Raw genomic sequence first — 21374 nt, forward strand, 5'->3', positions numbered from 1 at the left:
GGCAACTTAATTTTGAGTTAGCCAGAAATTAAATTACCCTAATCCTAACCCCTCCTCGCTTACGAGGAGGGGCTGGGGGTGGGGTTTCTAAAAAAACTAAAACAAACCAATTAATAATGATTCCCTGATTTGCGATGATGTACGGCTGTAACACCATCAGGATCTAACACTTTGCCATTATCCACAATCGCATATACCAGCCAGTGATCGCCAGCTTCCATCCGGTGTTGTACAGTGCATTCCAGGTATGCCAGCGCATCTGTGAGGATGGGATTGCCATTTTCAGTTTCTTCAGTGGCAATACCAGCAAAACGGTCTTGTGCCGGGCCAAAGGGTTTGAGGAAGTGCTTCATCAACCCCAAGTGATTGCCTTCTCTAAGGATGTTGAGAACGAATGTGTTACCTGAGTGTGTCAGTGGTTCGACTGCGCGGTCTTTGGCAACGGCAATGGTAAAACCAGGGGGATTAAAGCTTGCCTGCGATACCCAAGAGGCTAACATTGCACTGGAGATATCGCCTCGCTTGGCTGTGAGAACACATAACGATCCAACAATTCGTCCAACGGCTTGTTCAACGTTGGTGGCGGGTTGGCTGGGAGTACGCACTTTTTTAGCTTTCTTCAGTGCTTGGGCGAAGTCGGTTCCTGCTTCTTCGCACATTTGCAGGGTGACATCGTTAGGTTTGAATTTCACCCGAATTGGGTCAAAGCCAAACCGATAGCCAGCGTCTTTGAGTTTGCCTTCAATTAAATCTATGGCTTCGCCACTCCAGCCATAGGAACCAAATACACCCGCGAGTTTGTTTTTAGCAGCGGTGGAAAGAACAATACCCAAAGCAGTTTGCACTGGTGTGGGTGCGTGACCGCCAAGGGTAGGGGAACCGATAATAAAACCTGCTGCTTTCTCTACAGCAGCTTGAATTTCAGCAGGTTCGGCAACTTCGCAGTTAATTGATTCGACGCTAACACCAGCTTTAGTGATGCCGTGGGCGATCGCTTGGGCTAATGTTGCGGTATTTCCGTAAGCAGAAGCATAAATTAATGCAATATAAGTATCTTGGGAGGTTTGCTGCTGACTCCATTCCCGATAAGCTTTGGTGAGTTCAATTAAGCCATAACGCACCAAAGGCCCGTGATTGGGTGCATACATTCTCACCTGCAAATCGGCAAGTTTTTCCAACGCAGTTTCGATTTGACGCGCATGGGGAGCCATCAAACACTCAAAATAATAGCGACGATCTTCTAGAAAAGCTTGCCAACCTTCATCAAACACCTGATCGCCACAGATGTGCGTACCAAATAGTTTATCTGTGTATAAAATTTCTGTTTGCGGATCGTAGGTGCAAAGTTGATCTGGGTAGCGGGGGTTTGGTGTGGGGATAAATTCCAAATGATGGCCTTTGCCTAAATCAAGCGTTTCTTCTCCCCGCTTGACAAGAATGGGCAAATCTGGGTTTTCCAATGCCCCGCGCAAATTGATTGCCCCAGGATTAGAACAAACAAAAGTTATCTGCGGCGCACGTTCCAGCAAAACTTTTAATGTGGCGGCACGGTTGGGATTGACGTGACCGAGAATCACATAATCAATTTGTTTTAAATCAATCCGCTGCTGCAACGCATCTAAATAAATTTGCGTAAACGTTTCTCCGGGAGGGTCAATCAGGGCAATTTTATCACCTTGAATCAAATAGGAATTCGCAGTTGTACCCTTGGCAAGGGCATATTCAATTTCAAATCTGAGACGAGTCCAACTGCGCGATCGCAATATAGTTGTATCCGTCACGATGGGGAGAATTTGAACGTCACGGGGTTTTGTGGATGTCATGGCTTTTTAGGGATCGGGGATTGGGGAATAGATAGTAGATAGTAGATAGTAGTTAGTAGGTAGTAGATAGTAGTTAGTAGATAGTAGATAGTAGATAGTAGTTAGTAGGTAATGGCCAACAATCAACTACTAACCACTAACCACTAACCACTAACTAAATTTAATAATGATTCCCTACCTTACGATGATGCACGGCAGTCAGCGCATCTGGCTTACTCACCCGTCCTGCATAGACTGTGCTGTAAACAATCCAGTGATCGCCTCCATCCATCCTACTGGTAACTTCGCACTCTAAGTATGCCAAGGCGTCGGTAAGGATAGGCGCACCGTTTTCGGCTGGCTGGGTTTTGACTCCTTCAAAGCGGTCAGCACCAGGGGCAAAGCGTTTGAGGAAGTGCTTCATTAAGCCTTGGTAATTAGCTTCTTCAAGGACATTCAGCACAAATTTATCGCCTACTTGCATGAGTGATTCAATAGCCCTGTCTTTTGCCACTGCAATTGACACTCCCAAAGGTTTGAAGCTGGCTTGACTAACCCAAGAGGCAAGCATCGCACTTTTCACATCACCTTTTTTGGCGGTGATGATGTATAGTCCACCACTGATTCTGCCCAGTGCTTTGTCCAAGTCAGCACCAAGAGATTTCATTTGCTTGATGCTTTTATCGCGTGTCACCCATTGTCCTAAGTCTGTTCCCGCTTCTTCCAGCAATTTGTAAGTGTTTTCTGTAGGTGTTTCTCGAATTTGAATTGCTGGGAAAGCTGGTGTTAAACCCAAGTCCCGGAATTTATTCAGCAGCGGATAAATCGGTTCGTCATCGCCACCGTTGGATTCAAATATCCCTACAGTTTGTTTTTCTTTAGCAGCAGCTAAAACAGTACCGAGGGCAGTTTGGGCAGCAGCACTAGAAACTGGCGGTGTCCCCACAACAATTCCCGCACAGCGACCGACGAGTTCTTGGAGTTCTTGTAAATCTGCTGTTTTGAGATCCACCAATTCCACTGCTACGCCAGTTTTGCTGATACCGTTGGCGATCGCTTGGGCGAGGCGATCGCCAAAGCCGTATTCAGAAACGTAAAATACTCCAACGGTAGTTTCTGCTTTGGTTTGGGATTGACTCCAAGTGCGATAGCGTCCGGTGAGTTCTTCAACGTTGTGGTATAACAATGGCCCGTGACCTGTGGCAATCATGCCAATTTTTTCCAGTTCACCCATGCGCTTGAGTGCAGATAGCACCGATCGCGCATTGGGAGCCATCAAGCATTCATAGTAAAACTGAAAATCTGGTGATATCGCGTCTAAATCTTCGTCAAAAGTGGCATCTGAGCAATAGTGCAACCCAAAAGCATCGCAGGTAAATAGGATTTGGTTTTTGTGGTCGTAGGTGAAAATGGTGTCAGGCCAGTGTAAATTTGGTGCAATCACGAATTCTAGTTCATGACCGTTGCCTAAATCTAAGCGATCGCCATTTTTGACAATCCGTCGCTTGAACGGCTGATGCACCATATCTTCCAGAAACTGAATTGCCACTTTAGAACCAACAACGGTGATTTCCGGAGCAAGTTGCAGGACATCTTTAACTAAACCGCTGTGATCTGGCTCTGTGTGGCTGATAATTAAATAGTCAATATCTGCTGGATTGATTTGATTTTTGAGGGTGTCTAAAAATAACTGGCGAAACTTTTCGTGGGAAGTATCTACTAAAGCAGTCTGTTCACCACGGATGAGAAACGAGTTATAGGTAGTACCGTTTTGGAGACCGAATTCGATATCGAAGCGATCGCGATCCCAATCCAGAGAACGAATAGTCGTTGTTTCCGGCGCAATTTCAGTGACCTGGATGGTCAGTCTTTTTTTCGGATTTTCGGCGAGTGCTACCATAACTCCCCTCCATAGCGAATGAGTATTTTTTCCTCTTATTATATTCTCGCACGGAGTTATTGTAAATATTTATTAAAAAATTTATATATAAGTTAAAAAATGTAAAAGTATAAAATCGCACTCAATATATTGAAGTGATGAAGAGATGGAACAATGGGTAGATGAGCGGATTTGGTTAGCTTTGATGATTGGCAATTCCCGGTTGCACTGGGGTTTGTTTGAAAACAAAACACTTTGTCACACCTGGGATACTGAATATTTACCTGAGTCTTTTGTGCAGCATCTAGCTAAATGTCAAACACTAGACGACTTACTAACAACCCTCTCCCCCTCTCCCAGACGCGCCATGGCGCGTCTCTACATCTCTCCCCATCCCCCCCTCCTCCTCGCCTCAGTAGTTCCCAGCCAAACTGCACTGTGGCAAACCTATCCGAATGTTCGCGTAATTACTTTAGACAAAGTACCCTTCCAGGGTGTGTATCCTACATTGGGAATTGATCGTGCCTTAGCTTTATGGGGTGCAGGGACAACTTGGGGCTTTCCGATATTGGTGGTTGATGCGGGAACAGCACTCACTTTTACTGGTGCTGATGCTAACCAACATTTAGTAGGGGGTGCAATTCTGCCAGGATTGAGTTTACAACTAGCGACTCTTGCCCAAAAAACCGGGCAATTACCAGATGTGGAGTTACCACAGCAACTTCCGCAACGCTTTGCTTTGACTACTCCAGAAGCGATGCAAAGTGGGGTGATTTATACCTTATTGGCTGGAATTAAAGATTTTTTAGAGGCATGGTGGCGCTCATTTCCGGAAGGTAAGATTGCAATTACTGGGGGCGATCGCACTTTATTAATTAACTATCTCCAATCTCGATTTCCTGAGATTGCAAACCGTTTGGTTGTGGAACCGAATTTGATATTTTGGGGAATGCAAAAAATAGTAGATAGTAGATAGTAGTTATAGTTAATACTTGTTTCCCACTAACCACTAACTACTAACCACTAACCCCTTTAATAAAATCCCGAATATCTTCGGCAACAATAGCAGCACAAATTTCTGGTAAATTATGTTCACCGTGGGCAATGATTTTTAACTCTGCTTGTGGAATCACTCTTGCGTAAGAATTACTCTTAGCTAATGCATCTAACGAGTCTTTTCCACCTTGCAAAATCAAAACTGGAACTGTCAAAAACATCAATTTGTCTTGCAATAATTCAGCACGAATTTCTGGCAACTGTCGTAGGAATAATAGCTGACTTGCTGTTGGGTATTGCAGCATCAGTTGGCGTTGTTGCCAAGCTTGTTCGATTTTTTTGTCTAAACCTAGGATTTGAGTTAATGGGCGAAGTAATCGCAATATTTTAAATACCCACAGGGGAAGCTTTACCAAACTCTGCATGTTTTTCCAAACTTTGTCTAGTTCCTCAACCTCTACACCCTCTGGTGCTAATAGTACCAAACCATATATTTGTTCTGGATATTTCAGTGCATAGGTAGACGCAATCCAACCCCCAAGGGAATGCCCTACCAAATACACCTTTTCTAATTTCAAAGCATGTATTAACTCAGCTAGAGATTCGACTTGTAAATCAATTGAGTAGTGAATATTTGGATAATCTGATTCACCAAAACCGAAAAAATCTGGCGCAAAACAATGAAAATTCTGTGATAGCGACTCCATCACTGATACCCATTGGCTACTATCGTTCCAAGCACCATGCAGCAAAATAACAGGAATTCCTTCACCAACTTCACGCCAAAATAATAACCCTTGAGAAAGCTTTCTCCGGGAGTTACGAAATAAACTATTCATTTTTAGTTACTAATTCACTTTTAAATCGATAGTAGTTAGTAGATAGTAGTTAGTAGTTAGTGGTTAGTTGTTTACTACTAGCTACTAACTACTAACTACTACCCAATAAAAATTATGCCAGTGTTGTCAGACCTCTTAAGTAGTCTTCTAACTGGCGATTGTGATCGTGAGACATCTGTTCTGGAGGTAGAGAATCAAGTGAGAAAGCCTGGATTTCCATTACTTCCAAATCATCTTGAACTTCCATTCTCCCCTGCACTTCTGCTTCCACCACGATACAAATCGAATGAATTCTCGGATCGCGATCTGGTGCAGAGTAAACTCCCACTAGACGTCGAATCCTGACTAAATCAAGTCCGGTTTCTTCCATCAATTCTCGGCGAACTGCGTTAGGTACATCCTCTCCCCAGTCCACCATACCTCCAGGTAATGCCCAGCGACCATTATCTCGTCGCCGGATCAGTACAATCCTACCATCAGGCAAAATTGGGATGATACTTGTGCCAGGGATCGGATGACGGAAAATAATCCCCAGTACGGTTTGTCCAAAACGCCATATACTACGTGTGGACTGGATAGCCACAGTAAAAAAAGCCAGAACGTTCAACCCTCAAATCTTTGTAAATACTTACGTTATACTTTATCAGTTGCTCACTATTCACGTTTGCTCAACAACTAGAATATTGAGTAGCTTTTTATACAAAAATACTTTATGATTTTGATTCTGATTCCAATAATTAGCGAATATTACGTAAATTTTACCATTTTTTGGAAAAAATCAAAAATTATGTGCGTATACATACATAATATTAGCAGGAGCAACTACATAACTGAGTAGAAGCTAAGATAGTGAGTTTTTTCTTCTTAAATACGGTTTGATAAAACCTTAAATGTAGTCTTTTTTTTCTACTGCGAGACCGAAGAAAATTTTTAGATCAAAAATTTGTGATTTTAATATTGTATATTTCCTCTCAAGATACTTACAGTCTCGGTTTTGTCAGAAAATATAAAGAATACTCATGACTATATTTTTGAAGTAGTGTAATTTGAATCGCTGCTTGGTATTTGATTGTTTCTCCTAGTTGTGATTCATTAGCTCATCCTCAAATTGCCGTTGACACAATAAAGTAGAATGAGTTAAGCTAGATTGCTGTTTAATAATCTGGCGCAGTAATTCCCTAGTGGAAAATGAAACTACGGAATAAAAGCGTCACATATCCTACAATTAGGAAATATCTAAACCGCTAGTAAAGTGAGAAGAATAAACGCTATCAGCGAGCTTCTCAGAGCATACGGGAGTGTTCAAGCTGAAGTAAGCTAGAACTAATATATCAAGACTATTGTTAGCTGACACTGCCCAAATTGCGCTTAATTCCAGCTTTTTGTTGTTTATTTATGAGGTGAACATGGCTAAGCGCCGTAATCCAAAAAAAGAAAAGGCGCTACGGAACCAGGCATATGCCCGAAAGTTTCGTAAACGGACTACAACAGGGCGGATGCAAAGAAGGTTCCAACAAAGATCGCCCAAGAGTGAAGAGGATGAGGGAGCAGCAGCAATTGACGCTGAATAATTTGCCTACTCAATTATTTACTCTTTTATACTGTTAATGGTTAGTAGTTAGTGGTTAGTAGTTAGTAGTTGGTTGTTTACTACTATCTACTAACCACTAACTAATAGCTATTTGTTAATTTGAACGCGGGCAGCCAGCAGTGCTGATTTTACCTGCTCAAAGCCTGTACCACCATAACTGTTGCGGGCTGCAACTACTTGCCGAGGTGATATTGCCTCGTAAATATCTGCTGCAAATGCTGGATGGATTTGTTTCCACTCCTCCAAGGTCAAATCTTTGAGAAGTTTACCAGCAGCAATACTGGTTTTTACTACCTTACCCACGAGATTGTAAGCTTCTCGGAAGGGTATACCTCGTGCAGCTAAATAATCTGCTACATCTGTAGCATTGGAAAAGTCTTCTCCCACTGCTTCTGCCAAGCGTTGGGTACGAAATTCCAAGCCTTCACGCAGCAAAATTGTCATTGCTTCTAGACATGCTTTGATAGTATTAACGCTGTCAAATAGTCCTTCTTTATCTTCTTGCAGATCTTTGTTGTATGCCAAAGGCAACCCCTTCATGATTACCAACAAAGCCTGGAGATGACCAAATACGCGCCCTGTTTTACCTCGCACTAATTCTGGCACATCGGGGTTTTTCTTTTGAGGCATAATGCTGGAACCAGTGGCACAGCTATCTTTGAGGATGACAAAACCAAATTCTTCAGACGCCCAGAGTATGATTTCTTCTGAAAAACGGCTGAGATGAACCATAATTAGGCTGGCAGCACATAAAAATTCGATCGCAAAATCGCGATCGCTCACCCCATCCAAGCTATTCGCATAAACACTATCAAAATGCAACAACTCAGCTGAGTAATGGCGGTCTATAGGGAAAGTAGTTCCTGCTAAAGCACCGCAACCCAAGGGAGAAATATTCACTCGGCGATAAACATCTCCCAAACGTTCCCAATCCCGTTGTGCCATCTGAAAGTATGCTAGCAAGTGGTGAGCTAAACTCAGTGGTTGGGCGCGTTGCAGGTGAGTATAGCCTGGAATGAGAGTTTCAATGTTCTTTTCGGCAATATCTAAAAGCACTTGTTGAAACTCTCGCAATTGCTCACGAATTTGTTGGATTTGGTCGCGCAGATAAAGTCTCGTGTCCGTACCTACCTGGTCATTACGAGAACGACCAGTATGTAGTTTTTTACCTACATCTCCAATAATTTCCACAAGGCGACGCTCAACGGCAAAATGCACATCTTCTGCTTCAATACCTGGGTTAAACTTGCTTTGCCGATATTCTTGACGAATTTGTTCTAGACCTGCAACTAATTGCTCTCCTTCTTCTGCGGAAATGATGCCGCATTTGGCCAGCATCTGGGCATGAGCAACAGAACCAGTCAGGTCATATTCTATTAATTCAATGTCAAAATTAATACTTGCATTAAAACGAGCGATCGCAGGGTGTAGCGCTGATTCAAACCGCTGACTCCAAGTTTGCTGTTCAGTCATAGATAGGGCAATGATGAATTCTAAATTATGAATGATGAATGATAAAATTTTTCATAATTCATCATTCATCATTCATCATTCTTTAGCCATAACTTGTTAGATTCCGAATCATATAACCAATTCCTAATCCAATCAATAGTGCCCAAGCTTGACCTGACTGCACAAAATGAGTAAAAGCTTTTTGCATTTGACCGATTAAGTTTGGATCTGTAATATTTTGAGCCAATAGCGTCCAATACCCTGGTAAATGCCAAATTATATGAGATGCCGAATCACTAAAAATATTCATATTTTTTAATAAATTACAATCATTAAGGCAGCAGGGGTAAAGGGGAATGGTTAAAGGAAAAACCTTCCTTTCACCCTTACCCTTTCCCCTTTTCCCTTCTTCTACGTTGATATACAAACTGTCAGCAAAAAACTCAAGGCAAATGCAGCCAATGTCACCCAAAATTTCATTTTGACCAATATATTAGGTTTACATCACCGTCATAACTTAAGAATCAGACGATGCCAACCGCAATTTCTCGGCTGTTCGCAAAATTTGCCCTGCTAACACTGCTGCGCCGAAGCCATTATCGATATTTACCACACCAACACCCGCCGCACAAGAATTAAGCATTGTCAAGAGGGGTGCTAGCCCTCCAAAACTTGCACCATAACCGATGCTAGTAGGAACGGCAATCACCGGACAATCTGCTAAGCCAGCAACTACGCTAGGTAAAGCGCCTTCCATACCTGCTACGACAATCAACACTGATGCTGAAGTAATGACATGGCGATTATTCAGCAAACGGTGAATCCCAGCAACGCCTACATCCCAAAGACGCTGGACACGAAAACCAGAAAGTTCCGCTGTGACAGCAGCTTCCTCAGCTACGGGTAAGTCAGCAGTACCAGCAGAAAGAATCCCAATGATACCGGAATAGCGTGGTTCGATGGTGGGAGGAGTAATGGCACAAATTCGCGCCGACTCGTAGTATTGCAAACCTCTGACCTTTGGTTGCAGTGCAGCATAAACTGCTGGTTCGATGCGAGTTGCCATCACCACTGGGTTGCGGAGGCGCATCACCTCCATAATTTGAGCAATCTGAGTGGGAGTTTTGCCAGGTCCCCAAATCACTTCCGGGAAGCCAGTTCTTAAGGCGCGATGATTATCAATTTTGGCAAACTCACCTACAGGTTCATATGCTAAATGTTTGAGTTCGTCTAGTGCCAGATCTGGGGACACGTTACCATTGGCAACGCTTTCCAAGAGCGATCGCAAAGTTTTGTCATTGGTCATTGGTCATTTGTCAACTGTTGGTTGTTGTTTGTTGATTGTTGGTTGTTATTGACTACTAATTACTAACCACCAACTACCAACTACCAACTAATAACTAATCTGTTACTTTGATTTCGTGAATATTCCAGAATGCGCCACCAAGAGCAGAGAATTGAATGCCTTCAAAACGATTTCGCACTGCTGCCATTGAGTATGGATTAACTAGATAAATAAAGGGTAAATATTCCTGCGTAATTCGTTGAGTTTTGGCATAAATTGCTTTCACTTTTGCTTCATCAAACTCTTGCGTGGCTTTAATATAAAGTTTGCCAATTTCAGCTTCCCAAGGTGCTACTTCCCAACCTTGAATCGGCTTTTGTCCTGGTTGGGGTTTTTGATTAAACATATGCAATCCCCCTTCAGGAAACCAGACATTAGCACCATCATTTGGTTCTAAGCCACCAGTTAAACCCAACAACGCAGCTTCCCAGTCTAAGCTGTTAGAGAGCTTATCTGTATAAGTATTCCAAGCAATGGGAGTAAAATCCACTGTAATTCCAATTTTGGCAAGATCTCGCTTAATTTGCGAACCCATTGCTTCACGGATTTTATTTCCAGCATTGGTAAGCAAACTGAAGCGGACGCGATTACCTTCAGAGTCGAGTAACTGACCTCTATTGTCGTATTTAAATCCTGCTTTTAGTAGCAGTTGCTTTGCTTTTTCTGGATTGTAATTGTAGGTTTTTAATCCTTCTTTAACCGAAAGGTAATAGGGACTCTGTACTGTAATTGGTGAATCTTGTGGTTGACCTAAGCCGCGAAAAGTATTGTTAATCATTGTTTGGCGGTCAATGGCATAGGCTACAGCCTGCCTAAATTCAACTGTATTAAACCAACGTGACTTGATTGGATTAACTAGCGGTTTTCCATCTCTTTTACCTTTATTTAGATTAAAGCAAACAAAGTTTGTACCTGTTCCCGGTTCATTGCCGTAGATGTTGAAATTACCTTGTTTTTCTTGCCGCTTCAGTAAAGAAAAGTAGTCTGGTGACACACTAATAGAATCTAACCCTCCAGAACGAAATTGCAGCAAGGCAGTGTCTGTAGACTCCACTATTTGCCAAACTATACGTTCAATGTAAGGTTGATGATTACCTTGCTTATCTTTGCGCCAGTAGTAAGGATTGCGCCGGAACACCACGCGTTGACTAGTATCGTAACGCTCTAACTTGTAAGGGCCATTAACAATTATTTGCTCTGGAGGAGTATCGACGCCCCATTTTTGCAGGAATATCGGCTTTCCTTCTCCATCTTTCTTTTGAACGTATTCGCGTAGCGCATGGGCTGGCAAAATTGGAGTACCTGTATTCAGTAAGAAAGGTCTAAACGGTTCTGGTAGGGTAAATTCTACTCGGCGTTCATCCAGTTTCTTGACAATAGGTAATTTACGACTTTCGCCAATTCTAAAAGCGTCTTTAACATCTGTAGGAATGGCTTCGTTAAAGTAAATATCATTGTAAGTAAATACTACATCGTCCGCTGTGAGAGGCTTCCCATCAGACCATTTCAAACCTGGGCGTAAGGTAAAAGTAAACCGTAATTTATCATCAGATATTTGCCAGGATTCTGCTAAGGCTGGCTCTACCTCAGCAGTTATGGGATTTTGGTTGATTAAGCCTTCATAAGTTAAACCAAAAATATTCGGTGATTCTTGACTAAGAGGATAGTTAAAGGTTTTAGGATCGCTCAAAATGCTCAATACCATTTGCGGTACTTGAGCAGCTTGTGTTTGAAAATTAGCTGGGTTGCAAGCGATAACTGTGAGTGAAGCTATCAAAGCCAGAATTGCTGGCAAACGAAAATGTTTAATTCTGGGAAGGATACTAGCAAAATTCATCATTTCAACATTTATAGTAGTGAACTTAATTTTACTGAGCTTGTAACCAACCGAGAAGGTTTTGAGTTTTATTAAAATACTGAATCCCAGCATCTTGTAAAATTTCTATAACTTCCCGCTTGCCAAACTCCTTAGAATTGCTACTTAAAAAGACTTTAGTTTCATCAATATTTAAGCGTGCATGATGAATTATGCACTCTAAAATTAATTGGTCTATAATGTGTTTTTCCAATATTGTCCTATTTAAACTCCCTTGAAGTATGTCAGGATTTAATGTAATCATTTCTGCCTTGCTAGCAAGCAGGTTAAAAGCCAAATAAAAATTTCGTTCAATCTCATTTATTCTCTCCAAAAAGCTAATCCTAGATTGGTCTAGCAATGACCCCAGCAACTGTGAAGGTTGTGATTTTTTGGCTCTTTGTGCTTCGTTAATTTGGATGTCTAACCTGCGAAGAAAATCTTGGTTGTACTTTTCCCCTTGTTCTAAGGTAGTTAAAGCTTCTACATAACAAAAGCTAGGCACTGCTAGGCGAACTGAGTTGGGAGTATTTCTTAGTAAATTTTCCGCTTGAGAATCTTGCCCTTTAGCAATGCCCATCAAAAAATTAGTTTCAACGTAAAGTATCACCAATGCTACCAAGACTGAGTAGTTCCCTCTTGTAATAACTCCAATAAACCTATTTTTGCCATATCTTTTGATGCTGGAGGTATCTCCGACTTCCAATGATAAGCCAAGTCACGCAGCCAAGCTTCTGTAAGTCCTGTCAGGTAAAGACTAAATATTTGTTTGCTATTGAATTTTGGTTCGTAATAACTTAGTGTTTCAGCAGTATTAAGACATAAAAGAGGTTCGGACAAATTTTTCCCATCCCATTTAAAAATTAAAATATTTTCTCCATCAACAAGCATGGCAAAAGGAATTAAGGATTTTGATGCTTTTAAATAATCAATCAGTCGTAATATAGCGTATTCTTTAGTTTTTTTATCTTTAAAACTGAATGGAAAACCTTTAACTTCAGCTATGAGAACAACTTGTCCGTCTTTGTCTAAGGCAACGACATCAGGACGTTCTACATCTTCTAAATTTATGGCTTGCATGGCTCTAATTTTTCACCCAGTTAAGGTTTTTTACCCATTTATTTCTATCCTACTCATACTCTTGCACCTGCCCAATATCCGCCGGAATTAAAATTCGGAAATAGCTCAAGTAAGCTTTAGCTAACTCAGACAAGGGTTATAACTTGTTTTAAAGGGTTTGTCCCAGACGTGCCATGGCACGTCTCTACACAGTCCAAAACTTTAGTTTAGGGCGTGCTACTCAGAAGCTACTAGCAAAACAACTGCGTAGGCGCAAATACCTTCTTCTCGTCCCACAGGGCCTAATTTTTCGTTGGTAGTAGCTTTAATGCCTACTTGATTGGGTTGTAGTTGTAAAACACCCGAGATTTTTTCCCGCATTTTTTCAATATGGGGTTTCAGTTTTGGACGTTCTGCTACTACCACCGAGTCTATATTCCCAATTTGCCAACCTTGTTCTCGAATTAGTTGGTGTACTTTACTCAATAAGACCAAACTATCTGCCCCTGCCCATTGAGGATCGCTGGGGGGAAAGTAATGTCCAATATCCCCCAAAGATAGCGCCCCAAGCATGGCATCCATAATCGCGTGGGTGAGGACATCAGCGTCACTATGCCCCAACAAACCCAGAGAATGAGGAATGTTCACACCACCTAAAATTAAAGGGCGATCGCTCACTAGTCGATGGATATCGTAGCCGTTACCAATGCGAATGTTCATTTTTTTAGTCAATTGTCATTAGTCATTAGTCATTGGTCAAGGGTCAAAAGTCAAGAGTCAACAGTTAGTAGTTAGTAGTTAGTGGTTGGTTGGTGGTTGTTGGTTGTTGGTTGTTGGTTGGTGGTGATTGCTTTATTCCTCACTTTCCCCACTTCCTCACTCCCCCACTCTACCCCTCTCCCCCTCGCCCCTGCTTCCCCTCTTCCCAAGCTTTCAGCAAATCCGGACGGCGCTGGCGGGTTCTTTTGATTTGTTGTTCCAACCGCCATTTAGCAATTTCGGCATGATTGCCAGATAATAGTACATCTGGAACTTTCCAACCGCGAAAATTTGCCGGACGGGTGTATTGGGGATAGTCCAACAACCCCTCCTCAAAACTTTCTAATGTGAGGGACTCGACTTTGCTTACAGTTCCTGGCAAGAGGCGTACCACACCATTAATTAAAGCCATTGCTGGAATTTCTCCGCCGGTCAGAATAAAATCACCTAAAGATACCTCACGAGTAACTAAATGCAGTACCCGCTCATCTACCCCTTCATAGTGACCGCAAATCACTACTAATTGGTCGTAATTCTCCGCCAGTTCTCGCAACAAAGGTTGATTCATCGTTTGCCCCTGCGGACTCATCAAAATTACCTCTCTTCTGGGCAAAACTGGTAGCGACTCAACAGCGGCAAAGATGGGTTCTGGCTTCATCAGCATTCCCACACCGCCACCATAGGGTTCATCATCGACTTTCCGGTGCTTATCGGTGGTAAAGTCTCTTGGGTTGACCAGATTAACTTGGGCAATCTGTTTTGCTAAGGCTTTACCAAGCAGCCCTGAATTAAGAACAGAGGTAAAACAATCAGGAAACAGCGTAACTATATCAAAGCGCACAGTATTTCGTATTGGAGGACACTAATCTTAAATTTGGAATGTTTAGCTTTAAACAAGCTAACGTTGTGCAATACACATGTGAGCTTGTTAAAGCGTATCCAAGAGTACTAGAAACATTAGATTCTATAGATCAACAAAAGTTTTTCTAATTACTTAATTTATGTTTAAATATTGTCACATCTAAATTTAAATTAATATTCTGACTAGGTTAACAACTTCCAGGATGCATCGAACCAGCCTCAGAAAAAAACTGTGCCAATACCTGCTTCCCTCTCCTAACAACAAAGGAGACAACAGACACAATGCTGGAAATACCAGACGGGTCTTGCGAGTATCCTCCCCCGAACCCCAAGCAATATCTCGCCAATTAAAAAAAATGGGACAGGTGAAAAACAAGGCTTTGGCTAACAGGAACGGCGACGGACACTCCGCAAGCAACAGGCGCATTGTGCTTCAAGCACTGTCCTTTAAAACAGGCAAAGCGCGAAAATAATTAGGCTGCTGACCTTGTAATTTTCACCTGAAGTTGTTGACAGGAGAAACACTATGCCGGAATTACAAGCTAAATCGCTGGAAATGAGGACACCCCAAGCAACTAAAACCGCCGTTCTGGTTATCGGAGGCGCAGAAGATAAGGTTCATGGCCGCGAAATTTTGCGGACTTTTTTTGCTCGTGCTGGTGCTAACGACGCCCATATTGCCATTATTCCCTCTGCCTCTCGCGAACCCTCAATCATTGGCGGTCGGTATATTCGGATTTTTGAGGATATGGGTGCTAAGAAGGTTGAGCTTTTGGATATTCGAGAACGGGAGCAGTGTGAATATCGCGATTACCAAGAGTCCCTGGAAGCTTGTACCGGGGTTTTTTTAACAGGAGGCGACCAATTACGACTGTGTGGCGTCCTATCAGACACACCAGCAATGGATATTATCCGACGGCGAGTCAGGATGGGGGAAATGACTTTAGCAGGCACTAGTGCAGGAGCCGCGGTGATGGGGCATCATATGATCGCAGGCGGCGGTAGTGGCGAGTCACCCAACCGTTCCCTAGTGGATATGGCAACTGGTTTGGGATTTATACCCGAGGTGATTGTCGACCAACATTTTAACAATCGTAATCGTATGGGACGCTTGATGAGCGCGATCGCTTCTCATCCCGACCGACTTGGGATTGGCATTGACGAAGATACCTGCGCCTTGTTTGAACGCGATGGTTGGTTGCAAGTTTTGGGTAAAGGTTCTGTTACAATAGTTGACCCGACTGAAGTTACACACACCAATGAACCTCATGTGGGAGCAACAGAACCTTTAAATCTTCACAACTTACGCCTGCACATCCTTAGTCATGGCGATCGCTTCCACCTTTACCAGCGCACTGTTCTACCTGTTGTCTACCGAGTCTCCAGCTGACGGAGTTGAGTATCTGGAGTTACACTGAGTTGACCGCCGGATTCTACTTTGCAGCAAAAAAAGTGAGAATAATACGATGTAAGAACAAAAAACTGTTTATCATGAACAGTTTAGCGGTCAATTTCAGTAAGAAACTAGAATTTTGGTTCCGAATCTCCATCTACCTATTCCCATGAGAATCCTCAAAATCCAGACATTACGCGGCCCCAACTACTGGAGCATTCGACGCCACAAGCTAATCGTCATGCGCCTCGATTTAGAAAATCTCGCCGAGACGCCCTCGAATGAAATCCCTGGCTTTTATGAAGGATTAGTTGAGGCTCTGCCGAGTCTGGAGGGTCACTACTGCTCGCCGGGCTGTCGTGGTGGTTTTTTGATGCGAGTGCGTGAAGGCACGATGATGGGTCATATCGTGGAACACGTAGCCTTAGAACTGCAAGAATTGGTTGGTATGCACGTCGGCTTCGGTCGCACCCGTGAAACATCTACGCCAGGTATTTACCAAGTAGTCTTCGAGTATCTGAATGAGGAAGCAGGACGCTACGCTGGCAGAGCAGCAGTGCGACTGTGCCAAAGTATTGTCGATCGCGGTCGTTACCCGAAGGCTGAATTAGAGCAAGACTTGCAAGACCTGAAAGACTTATGGCGTGATGCAGGCTTAGGCCCTTCCACAGAGTCAATTATCAAAGAAGCTGAAAAAAGAGGTATCCCCTGGATGCAACTGGGGGCACGCTTCTTGATTCAATTGGGCTATGGCGTTAACCAAAAGCGCATCCAGGCAACGATGACGGATAACACCGGCATCTTGGGAGTAGAACTAGCTTGCGACAAAGAAGCCACTAAGCGCATCCTCGCAAATGCAGGAGTACCAGTACCCAAAGGTACAACGATCAACTTCTTGGACGATTTAGAAGAAGCAATTGAGTACGTTGGTGGCTATCCGATCGTGATCAAGCCTTTAGATGGCAATCACGGACGCGGTATCACCATCGATATCCAAAACTGGGAAGAGGCTGAGGCAGCCTACGATGCAGCTAGACAGGTTTCTCGATCAATAATTGTTGAGCGGTATTACAGAGGACGCGACCATCGGGTATTAGTCGTAGATGGCAAAGTAGTAGCGGTTGCAGAACGGGTACCTGCTCATGTGGTTGGTGATGGCAGATCTACGATCGCCGAATTGATTGAGGAAACCAATAAAGATCCAAATCGTGGTGATGGGCATGATAAAGTCCTCACCAAAATTGAACTTGACCGCACCAGCTACCACCTACTAGAAAGGCAAGGTTACACCCTTGATAGTGTGTTAGATAGAGGAGAAATTTGTTATCTGCGGGCGACGGCAAACTTGAGTACAGGTGGCATTGCCGTAGATCGTACAGACGAAATTCACCCCGAAAACGTTTGGCTGGCACAAAGGGTAGTCAAAATAGTCGGTTTGGATATTGCGGGAATTGATATCGTCACATCGGATATTAGTCGCCCGTTACGAGAAGTTGATGGTGTGATTGTAGAAGTGAACGCTGCTCCTGGATTCCGGATGCACGTTGCCCCCAGTCAAGGCACCCCTCGTAACGTTGCTGGAGCAGTGATTGATATGCTGTTCCCCAACGAACAAGCTAGCCGCATTCCCATCCTGAGTGTGACAGGCACCAACGGCAAAACTACTACTACTCGATTGTTGGCTCATATTTGCAAGCAAACGGGTAAAGTAGTAGGTTATACAACTACAGATGGGACTTATATCGGAGATTACTTAGTAGAAGCAGGAGACAATACAGGTCCCCAAAGTGCCCAGTTAATTTTGCAAGACCCGACGGTAGAAGTGGCAGTGCTGGAAACGGCTCGGGGTGGTATTCTTCGTTCTGGGCTAGCCTTTGAAGCTGCGAATGTAGGCGTAGTATTAAATATTGCTGCCGACCACTTGGGAATTGGTGACATTGATACGCTTGAACAACTGGCACATCTCAAGAGTGTGGTTGCCGAAGCCGTTTATCCTGATGGCTATGCAGTACTTAACGCCGACGATCCGCGCGTCGCAGCGATCGCCGAAAGGACAAAAGCCAATATAGCCTATTTCACCATGAACCCAGATTCGGAATTGGTGCGAAGCCACATTCAAAAGGGAGGAGTAGCAGCAGTATACGAAAATGGCTTTCTGTCAATCCTCAAAGGCGATTGGACGCACCGGATCGAACGGGCAGAAAATATTCCCCTGACGATGGGTGGACGGGCACCATTTATGATTGCCAACGCTTTGGCTGCTTCCTTGGCGGCGTTTGTGCAAAACGTCACGATCGAGCAAATTTGTGCTGGCTTAAATACATTCCGCGCCTCCGTCAGTCAAACACCAGGACGGATGAACTTGTTTAACTTGGGGAACTTCCACGCTTTGGTCGATTATGCCCACAACCCCCATAGTTACGAAGCCTTAGGTTCATTTGTCCGTAATTGGACAAATGGTGAACGTATTGGGGTAGTTGGCGGCCCTGGCGATCGCCGTAACCAAGACTTTATCAGTTTGGGCAAACTAGCAGCAGAGATTTTTGATTACGTCATCATCAAAGAAGATGACGATACCCGAGGACGCGCCCGCGGTTCAGCAGCCGATCTAATTATTCAAGGCATCAAGGAAGTAAATCCTAATTACAAATATGAATCGATTCTGGATGAAACAGAAGCGATTAACAAAGCCTTGGATATAGCTCCAGATAACAGTCTAGTGGTCATTTTGCCAGAAAGCATCACCCGTGCCATCAAGTTAATTAAGGCGCGCGGCGTTATTAGAGAAGAAGCACCCCAGCAAAATACCACTACTACAGCTGTAGACTCCCAAATAGGGATTACTTCATCTGTAGTAAATTCACTTCTTTAGTCATTTGTCATTGGTCATTTGTAAGAACAAAGGACAAATGACCAATGACTATTTTTGTTCTTCTTCTTGTGGACTGGTATCGTCACTATCACTTTTATTTAATTCTTCTTTAAAACCCCGCAAGGTTTTGCCCAGTGCGCTTCCTAATTCGGGAATTTTTTTTGGGCCGAAAATCAAAAGCGCAACAATCGCAATTACACCCACTTCTGTCCATCCCAGTCCAAACATAAGTGTCTCCTGTAAAAAACCCTATGTAAATATAGTAGGGTGGCAATGCCCACCTACCCCTGTCAAGGTGTAAGTCTTGGAAATGGATTTTTCTTGGTGTCTTTGTGGTGAAAAATAATTTTTGAAACACCAAGACACTAAGCTTGCCCTCGAGCGCAGCGAAGGGACACAAAGAGGAAAATGGTCTTCTCTGCTAACATTTGGGTTTGTTTTCTATCCACCTTGACAGGGCTAGCAATACTCACTCTACATTATTTAGCCGGAAATTTATTTCACGGCTACTCTCGCTGAATTGGCAAACCTAGCCAATTACTTAATTCATTAGCTAGCCATTCAATTTCTAATTCGGATTCCACAAAGCCACCTTTACCACCTAGTTGATACTTCTGCACTCCTACCCAAATTATTAGTTGGGGCGAAATTTCGACTCTGTTACCCTCTAAATCTGTGGTAAAGGTTCTGGGTACGTAAACTAGCTTAGTGATTTCCTGTGTTGGTGCTGGTGGAACACGATTAAATTTCAATCCCAACATTTCCCAAGTTAAGGTTATTTGCTGGCGATCTAAGCGCAATCGGATGCGTTTGAGTAAAGGAGAAAGAACAGAATACACCATTTGCAAGCCAGCACCCCAAAAAGGCAGAGAGAATAAAGCAAAGGGGATATTAGCAGGAAAAGGCGCTGCGAGAGCATTAATTGTCCAAAACAGGATAAAGGAATTCCAGGCGATCGCAAACAAAACCATGAACACCGTCGACCCCTGAAAACCAACTGGTGGGACGAGAATTTCTAAAGCATCCGTATCTTTTGTCAGTTGGATTTTACTACCAGCTGGTTTAGTCACTGCTAAACCAGTAATATTGTCGCCTGTCTGTAGTTTTTCTAGAGCTTGTAATGCTTGTGCAGCCGAGGTTAAACGCCTTTCTAAACTGGGTTCGGTCATCCACCTCAACCAGTTAGTGAAAGCGGGACTAAGATTTGTTGCTTGTTCAAATTGAATGCGAAAGTCTTTTTGGGGTAAATCCGCCGGATGGACTCCTGTCACTAAGTAAATTAAAGTTGCACCTAAACTGTACAAGTCAGAAGCAGGAACGGTGCGACTGCCAAATTGTTCTGGTGGCATATATCCATAGGTTCCCACTACTGTCATTGTCCCGCCTTCGGTAGCCGCCACGGTCTGCACCGAGCCAAAATCTACTAGGTAAACCTGACCAACACTATTACCAGAGCGATCGCTTAACAAAATATTACTAGGCTTAATATCTCGGTGGATAACAGGAGGATTCTGACCGTGCAGGTAGATGAGAATTTCTAATACAGCTTTGGCTATCTCTTTGACTTCTGTTTCTGTAAAACTACGTCCAGCCTTTAAATGTTGTTCCAAAGTTTGGGCTGAAATATAAGTTTGTACCAGAGCAAATCCTTTCAGATTCGGCGTATTTACCTCAAAATAGTCTAAGTAGCGCGGGACCGAGGGATGGGACAAAGATTTTAAAGTTTCGGCTTCCCGTTCAAATAACTTCAGGTGATCCCATTCAAAATTGCTGTCAAAAGTCAGTAACTTGACTACTACCAATTCACCAGTTATCAAATCGCGAGCCAACAACGTCCGTCGCCCAGCCTTTTTACCCAACTGGTGCTGTACTTCGTAGCGTTCGCCTAAAATTTGACTAATCATGATACTTGGTTATGGCGCTACGTTAAAGCCGATATCTTTATTTACTATAACTATATGTAATGGTATGCCTTCTCAACTTTGGCCTTACACTAGTCCTGGTATTCCCGATGATTTATTCGAGCACTTGCCGGGAATTCCTCTGAGTCAACGAGAAATTCGACTGCTTTTGATTGCCCAATTGCGCCTTTTACCTGATACAGTTTTGTGGGACATTGGCGCAGGTACAGGTACTATTCCTGTAGAGGTTGGGCTGTTGTGTCCCCAAGGGCGGATCGTTGCTGTGGAACGGGATGAAGAAGTCGCCAATCTGATCCGCCGTAACTGCGATCGCTTTGAAGTCAAAAATGTTGAAGTCATAGAAGGTAGCGCCCCCGAATGTCTGCACGACCTTAAAGATACACCCCACCGGGTCTGCATTGAAGGTGGACGTCCCATCCAGGAAATTTTGCAGGCAGTCTGGCATTATTTGCCACCATCAGGTAGAGTAGTCGCCACAGCTGCTAATCTAGAAAATCTGTATGCTATTTCTCAAAGCTTTGCCCAGTTGCAAGCGAGGAATATTGAAGTCGTGCAGTCTGCTGTCAACCGCCTGGAGACACGTGGTTATTCTCAAACTTTTGCTGCTGTAGACCCGATTTTTATCCTCAGCGGTGAGAAGTTAGACTGAAGCCAAATACCAGTGGCTAGGGACAAATCAATTAAAAATTAAAAATTAAAAATTTTTAATTTTTAATTTCCTAGCCCTCCTTCGGGTTCGCCACTTTCCC

At 43.4% G+C, this 21374-nt stretch carries 19 protein-coding genes; 5 read left to right on the forward strand and 14 right to left on the reverse strand.

Going from position 1 to position 21374, the window contains the following annotated elements; genetic code table 11:
* Positions 1-110: 110 nt before the first annotated feature.
* Positions 111-1823, reverse strand: coding sequence for a diflavin flavoprotein (locus FIS9605_RS0134795; protein ID WP_026736588.1), 1713 nt, complete (start codon positions 1821-1823; stop codon positions 111-113).
* Between the two features lie 160 nt (positions 1824-1983).
* Complete coding sequence (locus FIS9605_RS0134800; protein WP_026736589.1) at positions 1984-3702, reverse strand: diflavin flavoprotein; 1719 nt, start codon at positions 3700-3702, stop codon at positions 1984-1986.
* Positions 3703-3847: 145 nt separating this feature from the next.
* Here FIS9605_RS0134800 and FIS9605_RS0134805 point away from each other — a divergent pair, with 145 nt between their 5' ends.
* Positions 3848-4657, forward strand: coding sequence for a pantothenate kinase (locus FIS9605_RS0134805; RefSeq protein WP_231510598.1), 810 nt, complete (start codon positions 3848-3850; stop codon positions 4655-4657).
* Between the two features lie 40 nt (positions 4658-4697).
* On the opposite strand, the gene FIS9605_RS0134810 is transcribed toward FIS9605_RS0134805, so the two are convergent.
* Together FIS9605_RS0134810 and FIS9605_RS0134815 are read right to left on the reverse strand one after the other, a co-directional pair.
* The gene (locus FIS9605_RS0134810) at positions 4698-5516 is read right to left on the reverse strand and encodes an alpha/beta fold hydrolase (protein WP_026736591.1); all 819 of its coding nucleotides are present in this window, start codon (positions 5514-5516) and stop codon (positions 4698-4700) included.
* Positions 5517-5628: 112 nt separating this feature from the next.
* Entirely contained in the window at positions 5629-6123 is a 495-nt protein-coding gene (locus FIS9605_RS0134815) for an NUDIX hydrolase (RefSeq protein ID WP_026736592.1), read from the reverse strand.
* Between the two features lie 799 nt (positions 6124-6922).
* Here FIS9605_RS0134815 and FIS9605_RS44760 point away from each other — a divergent pair.
* Positions 6923-7087 (forward strand): hypothetical protein, encoded by a 165-nt coding sequence (locus FIS9605_RS44760; protein ID WP_190671295.1) that lies wholly within the window; start codon positions 6923-6925, stop codon positions 7085-7087.
* A gap of 107 nt (positions 7088-7194) precedes the next feature.
* Here the strand turns inward: FIS9605_RS44760 and argH are convergent, their stop codons facing one another.
* The 8 genes from argH to trmD all read right to left on the reverse strand — a co-directional run bounded on the left by argH (position 7195) and on the right by trmD (position 14418).
* Positions 7195-8580 carry an argininosuccinate lyase gene (argH, locus tag FIS9605_RS0134825; RefSeq protein ID WP_026736593.1) on the reverse strand — a complete coding sequence of 462 codons (1386 nt, stop codon included), beginning with the start codon at positions 8578-8580 and terminating at the stop codon, positions 7195-7197.
* 82 nt (positions 8581-8662) lie between these two features.
* Entirely contained in the window at positions 8663-8869 is a 207-nt protein-coding gene (locus FIS9605_RS0134830; protein WP_026736594.1) for a hypothetical protein, read from the reverse strand.
* 207 nt (positions 8870-9076) lie between these two features.
* Positions 9077-9865: a nickel pincer cofactor biosynthesis protein LarB gene (larB, locus tag FIS9605_RS0134835; protein WP_026736595.1), complete on the reverse strand. Its 789-nt coding sequence runs from the start codon at positions 9863-9865 to the stop codon at positions 9077-9079.
* 94 nt (positions 9866-9959) lie between these two features.
* Positions 9960-11741, reverse strand: coding sequence for an ABC transporter substrate-binding protein (locus tag FIS9605_RS0134840; RefSeq protein WP_026736596.1), 1782 nt, complete (start codon positions 11739-11741; stop codon positions 9960-9962).
* 31 nt (positions 11742-11772) lie between these two features.
* Complete coding sequence (locus tag FIS9605_RS0134845) at positions 11773-12369, reverse strand: PIN domain-containing protein (RefSeq protein WP_155960671.1); 597 nt, start codon at positions 12367-12369, stop codon at positions 11773-11775.
* Positions 12370-12374: 5 nt separating this feature from the next.
* On the reverse strand, positions 12375-12839 hold the full coding sequence (locus tag FIS9605_RS0134850) for a hypothetical protein (protein WP_026736598.1): 465 nt from the start codon (positions 12837-12839) through the stop codon (positions 12375-12377).
* Positions 12840-13055: 216 nt separating this feature from the next.
* Entirely contained in the window at positions 13056-13538 is a 483-nt protein-coding gene (ispF, locus tag FIS9605_RS0134855; RefSeq protein ID WP_026736599.1) for a 2-C-methyl-D-erythritol 2,4-cyclodiphosphate synthase, read from the reverse strand.
* Positions 13539-13707: 169 nt separating this feature from the next.
* Positions 13708-14418 carry a tRNA (guanosine(37)-N1)-methyltransferase TrmD gene (gene trmD, locus FIS9605_RS0134860; protein WP_026736600.1) on the reverse strand — a complete coding sequence of 237 codons (711 nt, stop codon included), beginning with the start codon at positions 14416-14418 and terminating at the stop codon, positions 13708-13710.
* Between the two features lie 546 nt (positions 14419-14964).
* On the opposite strand from trmD, the gene FIS9605_RS0134870 reads away from it, so the two are divergent.
* Together FIS9605_RS0134870 and cphA are read left to right on the forward strand one after the other, a co-directional pair.
* The gene (locus tag FIS9605_RS0134870; protein WP_026736602.1) at positions 14965-15828 is read left to right on the forward strand and encodes a cyanophycinase; all 864 of its coding nucleotides are present in this window, start codon (positions 14965-14967) and stop codon (positions 15826-15828) included.
* A 172-nt stretch (positions 15829-16000) separates the two neighbouring features.
* The gene (cphA, locus tag FIS9605_RS0134875; protein WP_035140783.1) at positions 16001-18703 is read left to right on the forward strand and encodes a cyanophycin synthetase; all 2703 of its coding nucleotides are present in this window, start codon (positions 16001-16003) and stop codon (positions 18701-18703) included.
* A 48-nt stretch (positions 18704-18751) separates the two neighbouring features.
* Here cphA and tatA read toward each other — a convergent pair whose 3' ends face one another.
* Both tatA and FIS9605_RS0134885 read right to left on the reverse strand, forming a co-directional pair.
* The gene (gene tatA, locus FIS9605_RS0134880) at positions 18752-18931 is read right to left on the reverse strand and encodes a twin-arginine translocase TatA/TatE family subunit (protein WP_026736604.1); all 180 of its coding nucleotides are present in this window, start codon (positions 18929-18931) and stop codon (positions 18752-18754) included.
* 278 nt (positions 18932-19209) lie between these two features.
* Complete coding sequence (locus tag FIS9605_RS0134885; RefSeq protein ID WP_026736605.1) at positions 19210-20607, reverse strand: serine/threonine protein kinase; 1398 nt, start codon at positions 20605-20607, stop codon at positions 19210-19212.
* A 64-nt stretch (positions 20608-20671) separates the two neighbouring features.
* On the opposite strand from FIS9605_RS0134885, the gene cbiT reads away from it, so the two are divergent.
* Complete coding sequence (gene cbiT / locus FIS9605_RS0134890) at positions 20672-21274, forward strand: precorrin-6Y C5,15-methyltransferase subunit CbiT (protein ID WP_026736606.1); 603 nt, start codon at positions 20672-20674, stop codon at positions 21272-21274.
* Positions 21275-21374 lie beyond the last annotated feature (100 nt).

The organism is Fischerella sp. PCC 9605, assembly GCF_000517105.1.
Lineage (GTDB): Bacteria > Cyanobacteriota > Cyanobacteriia > Cyanobacteriales > Nostocaceae > PCC9605.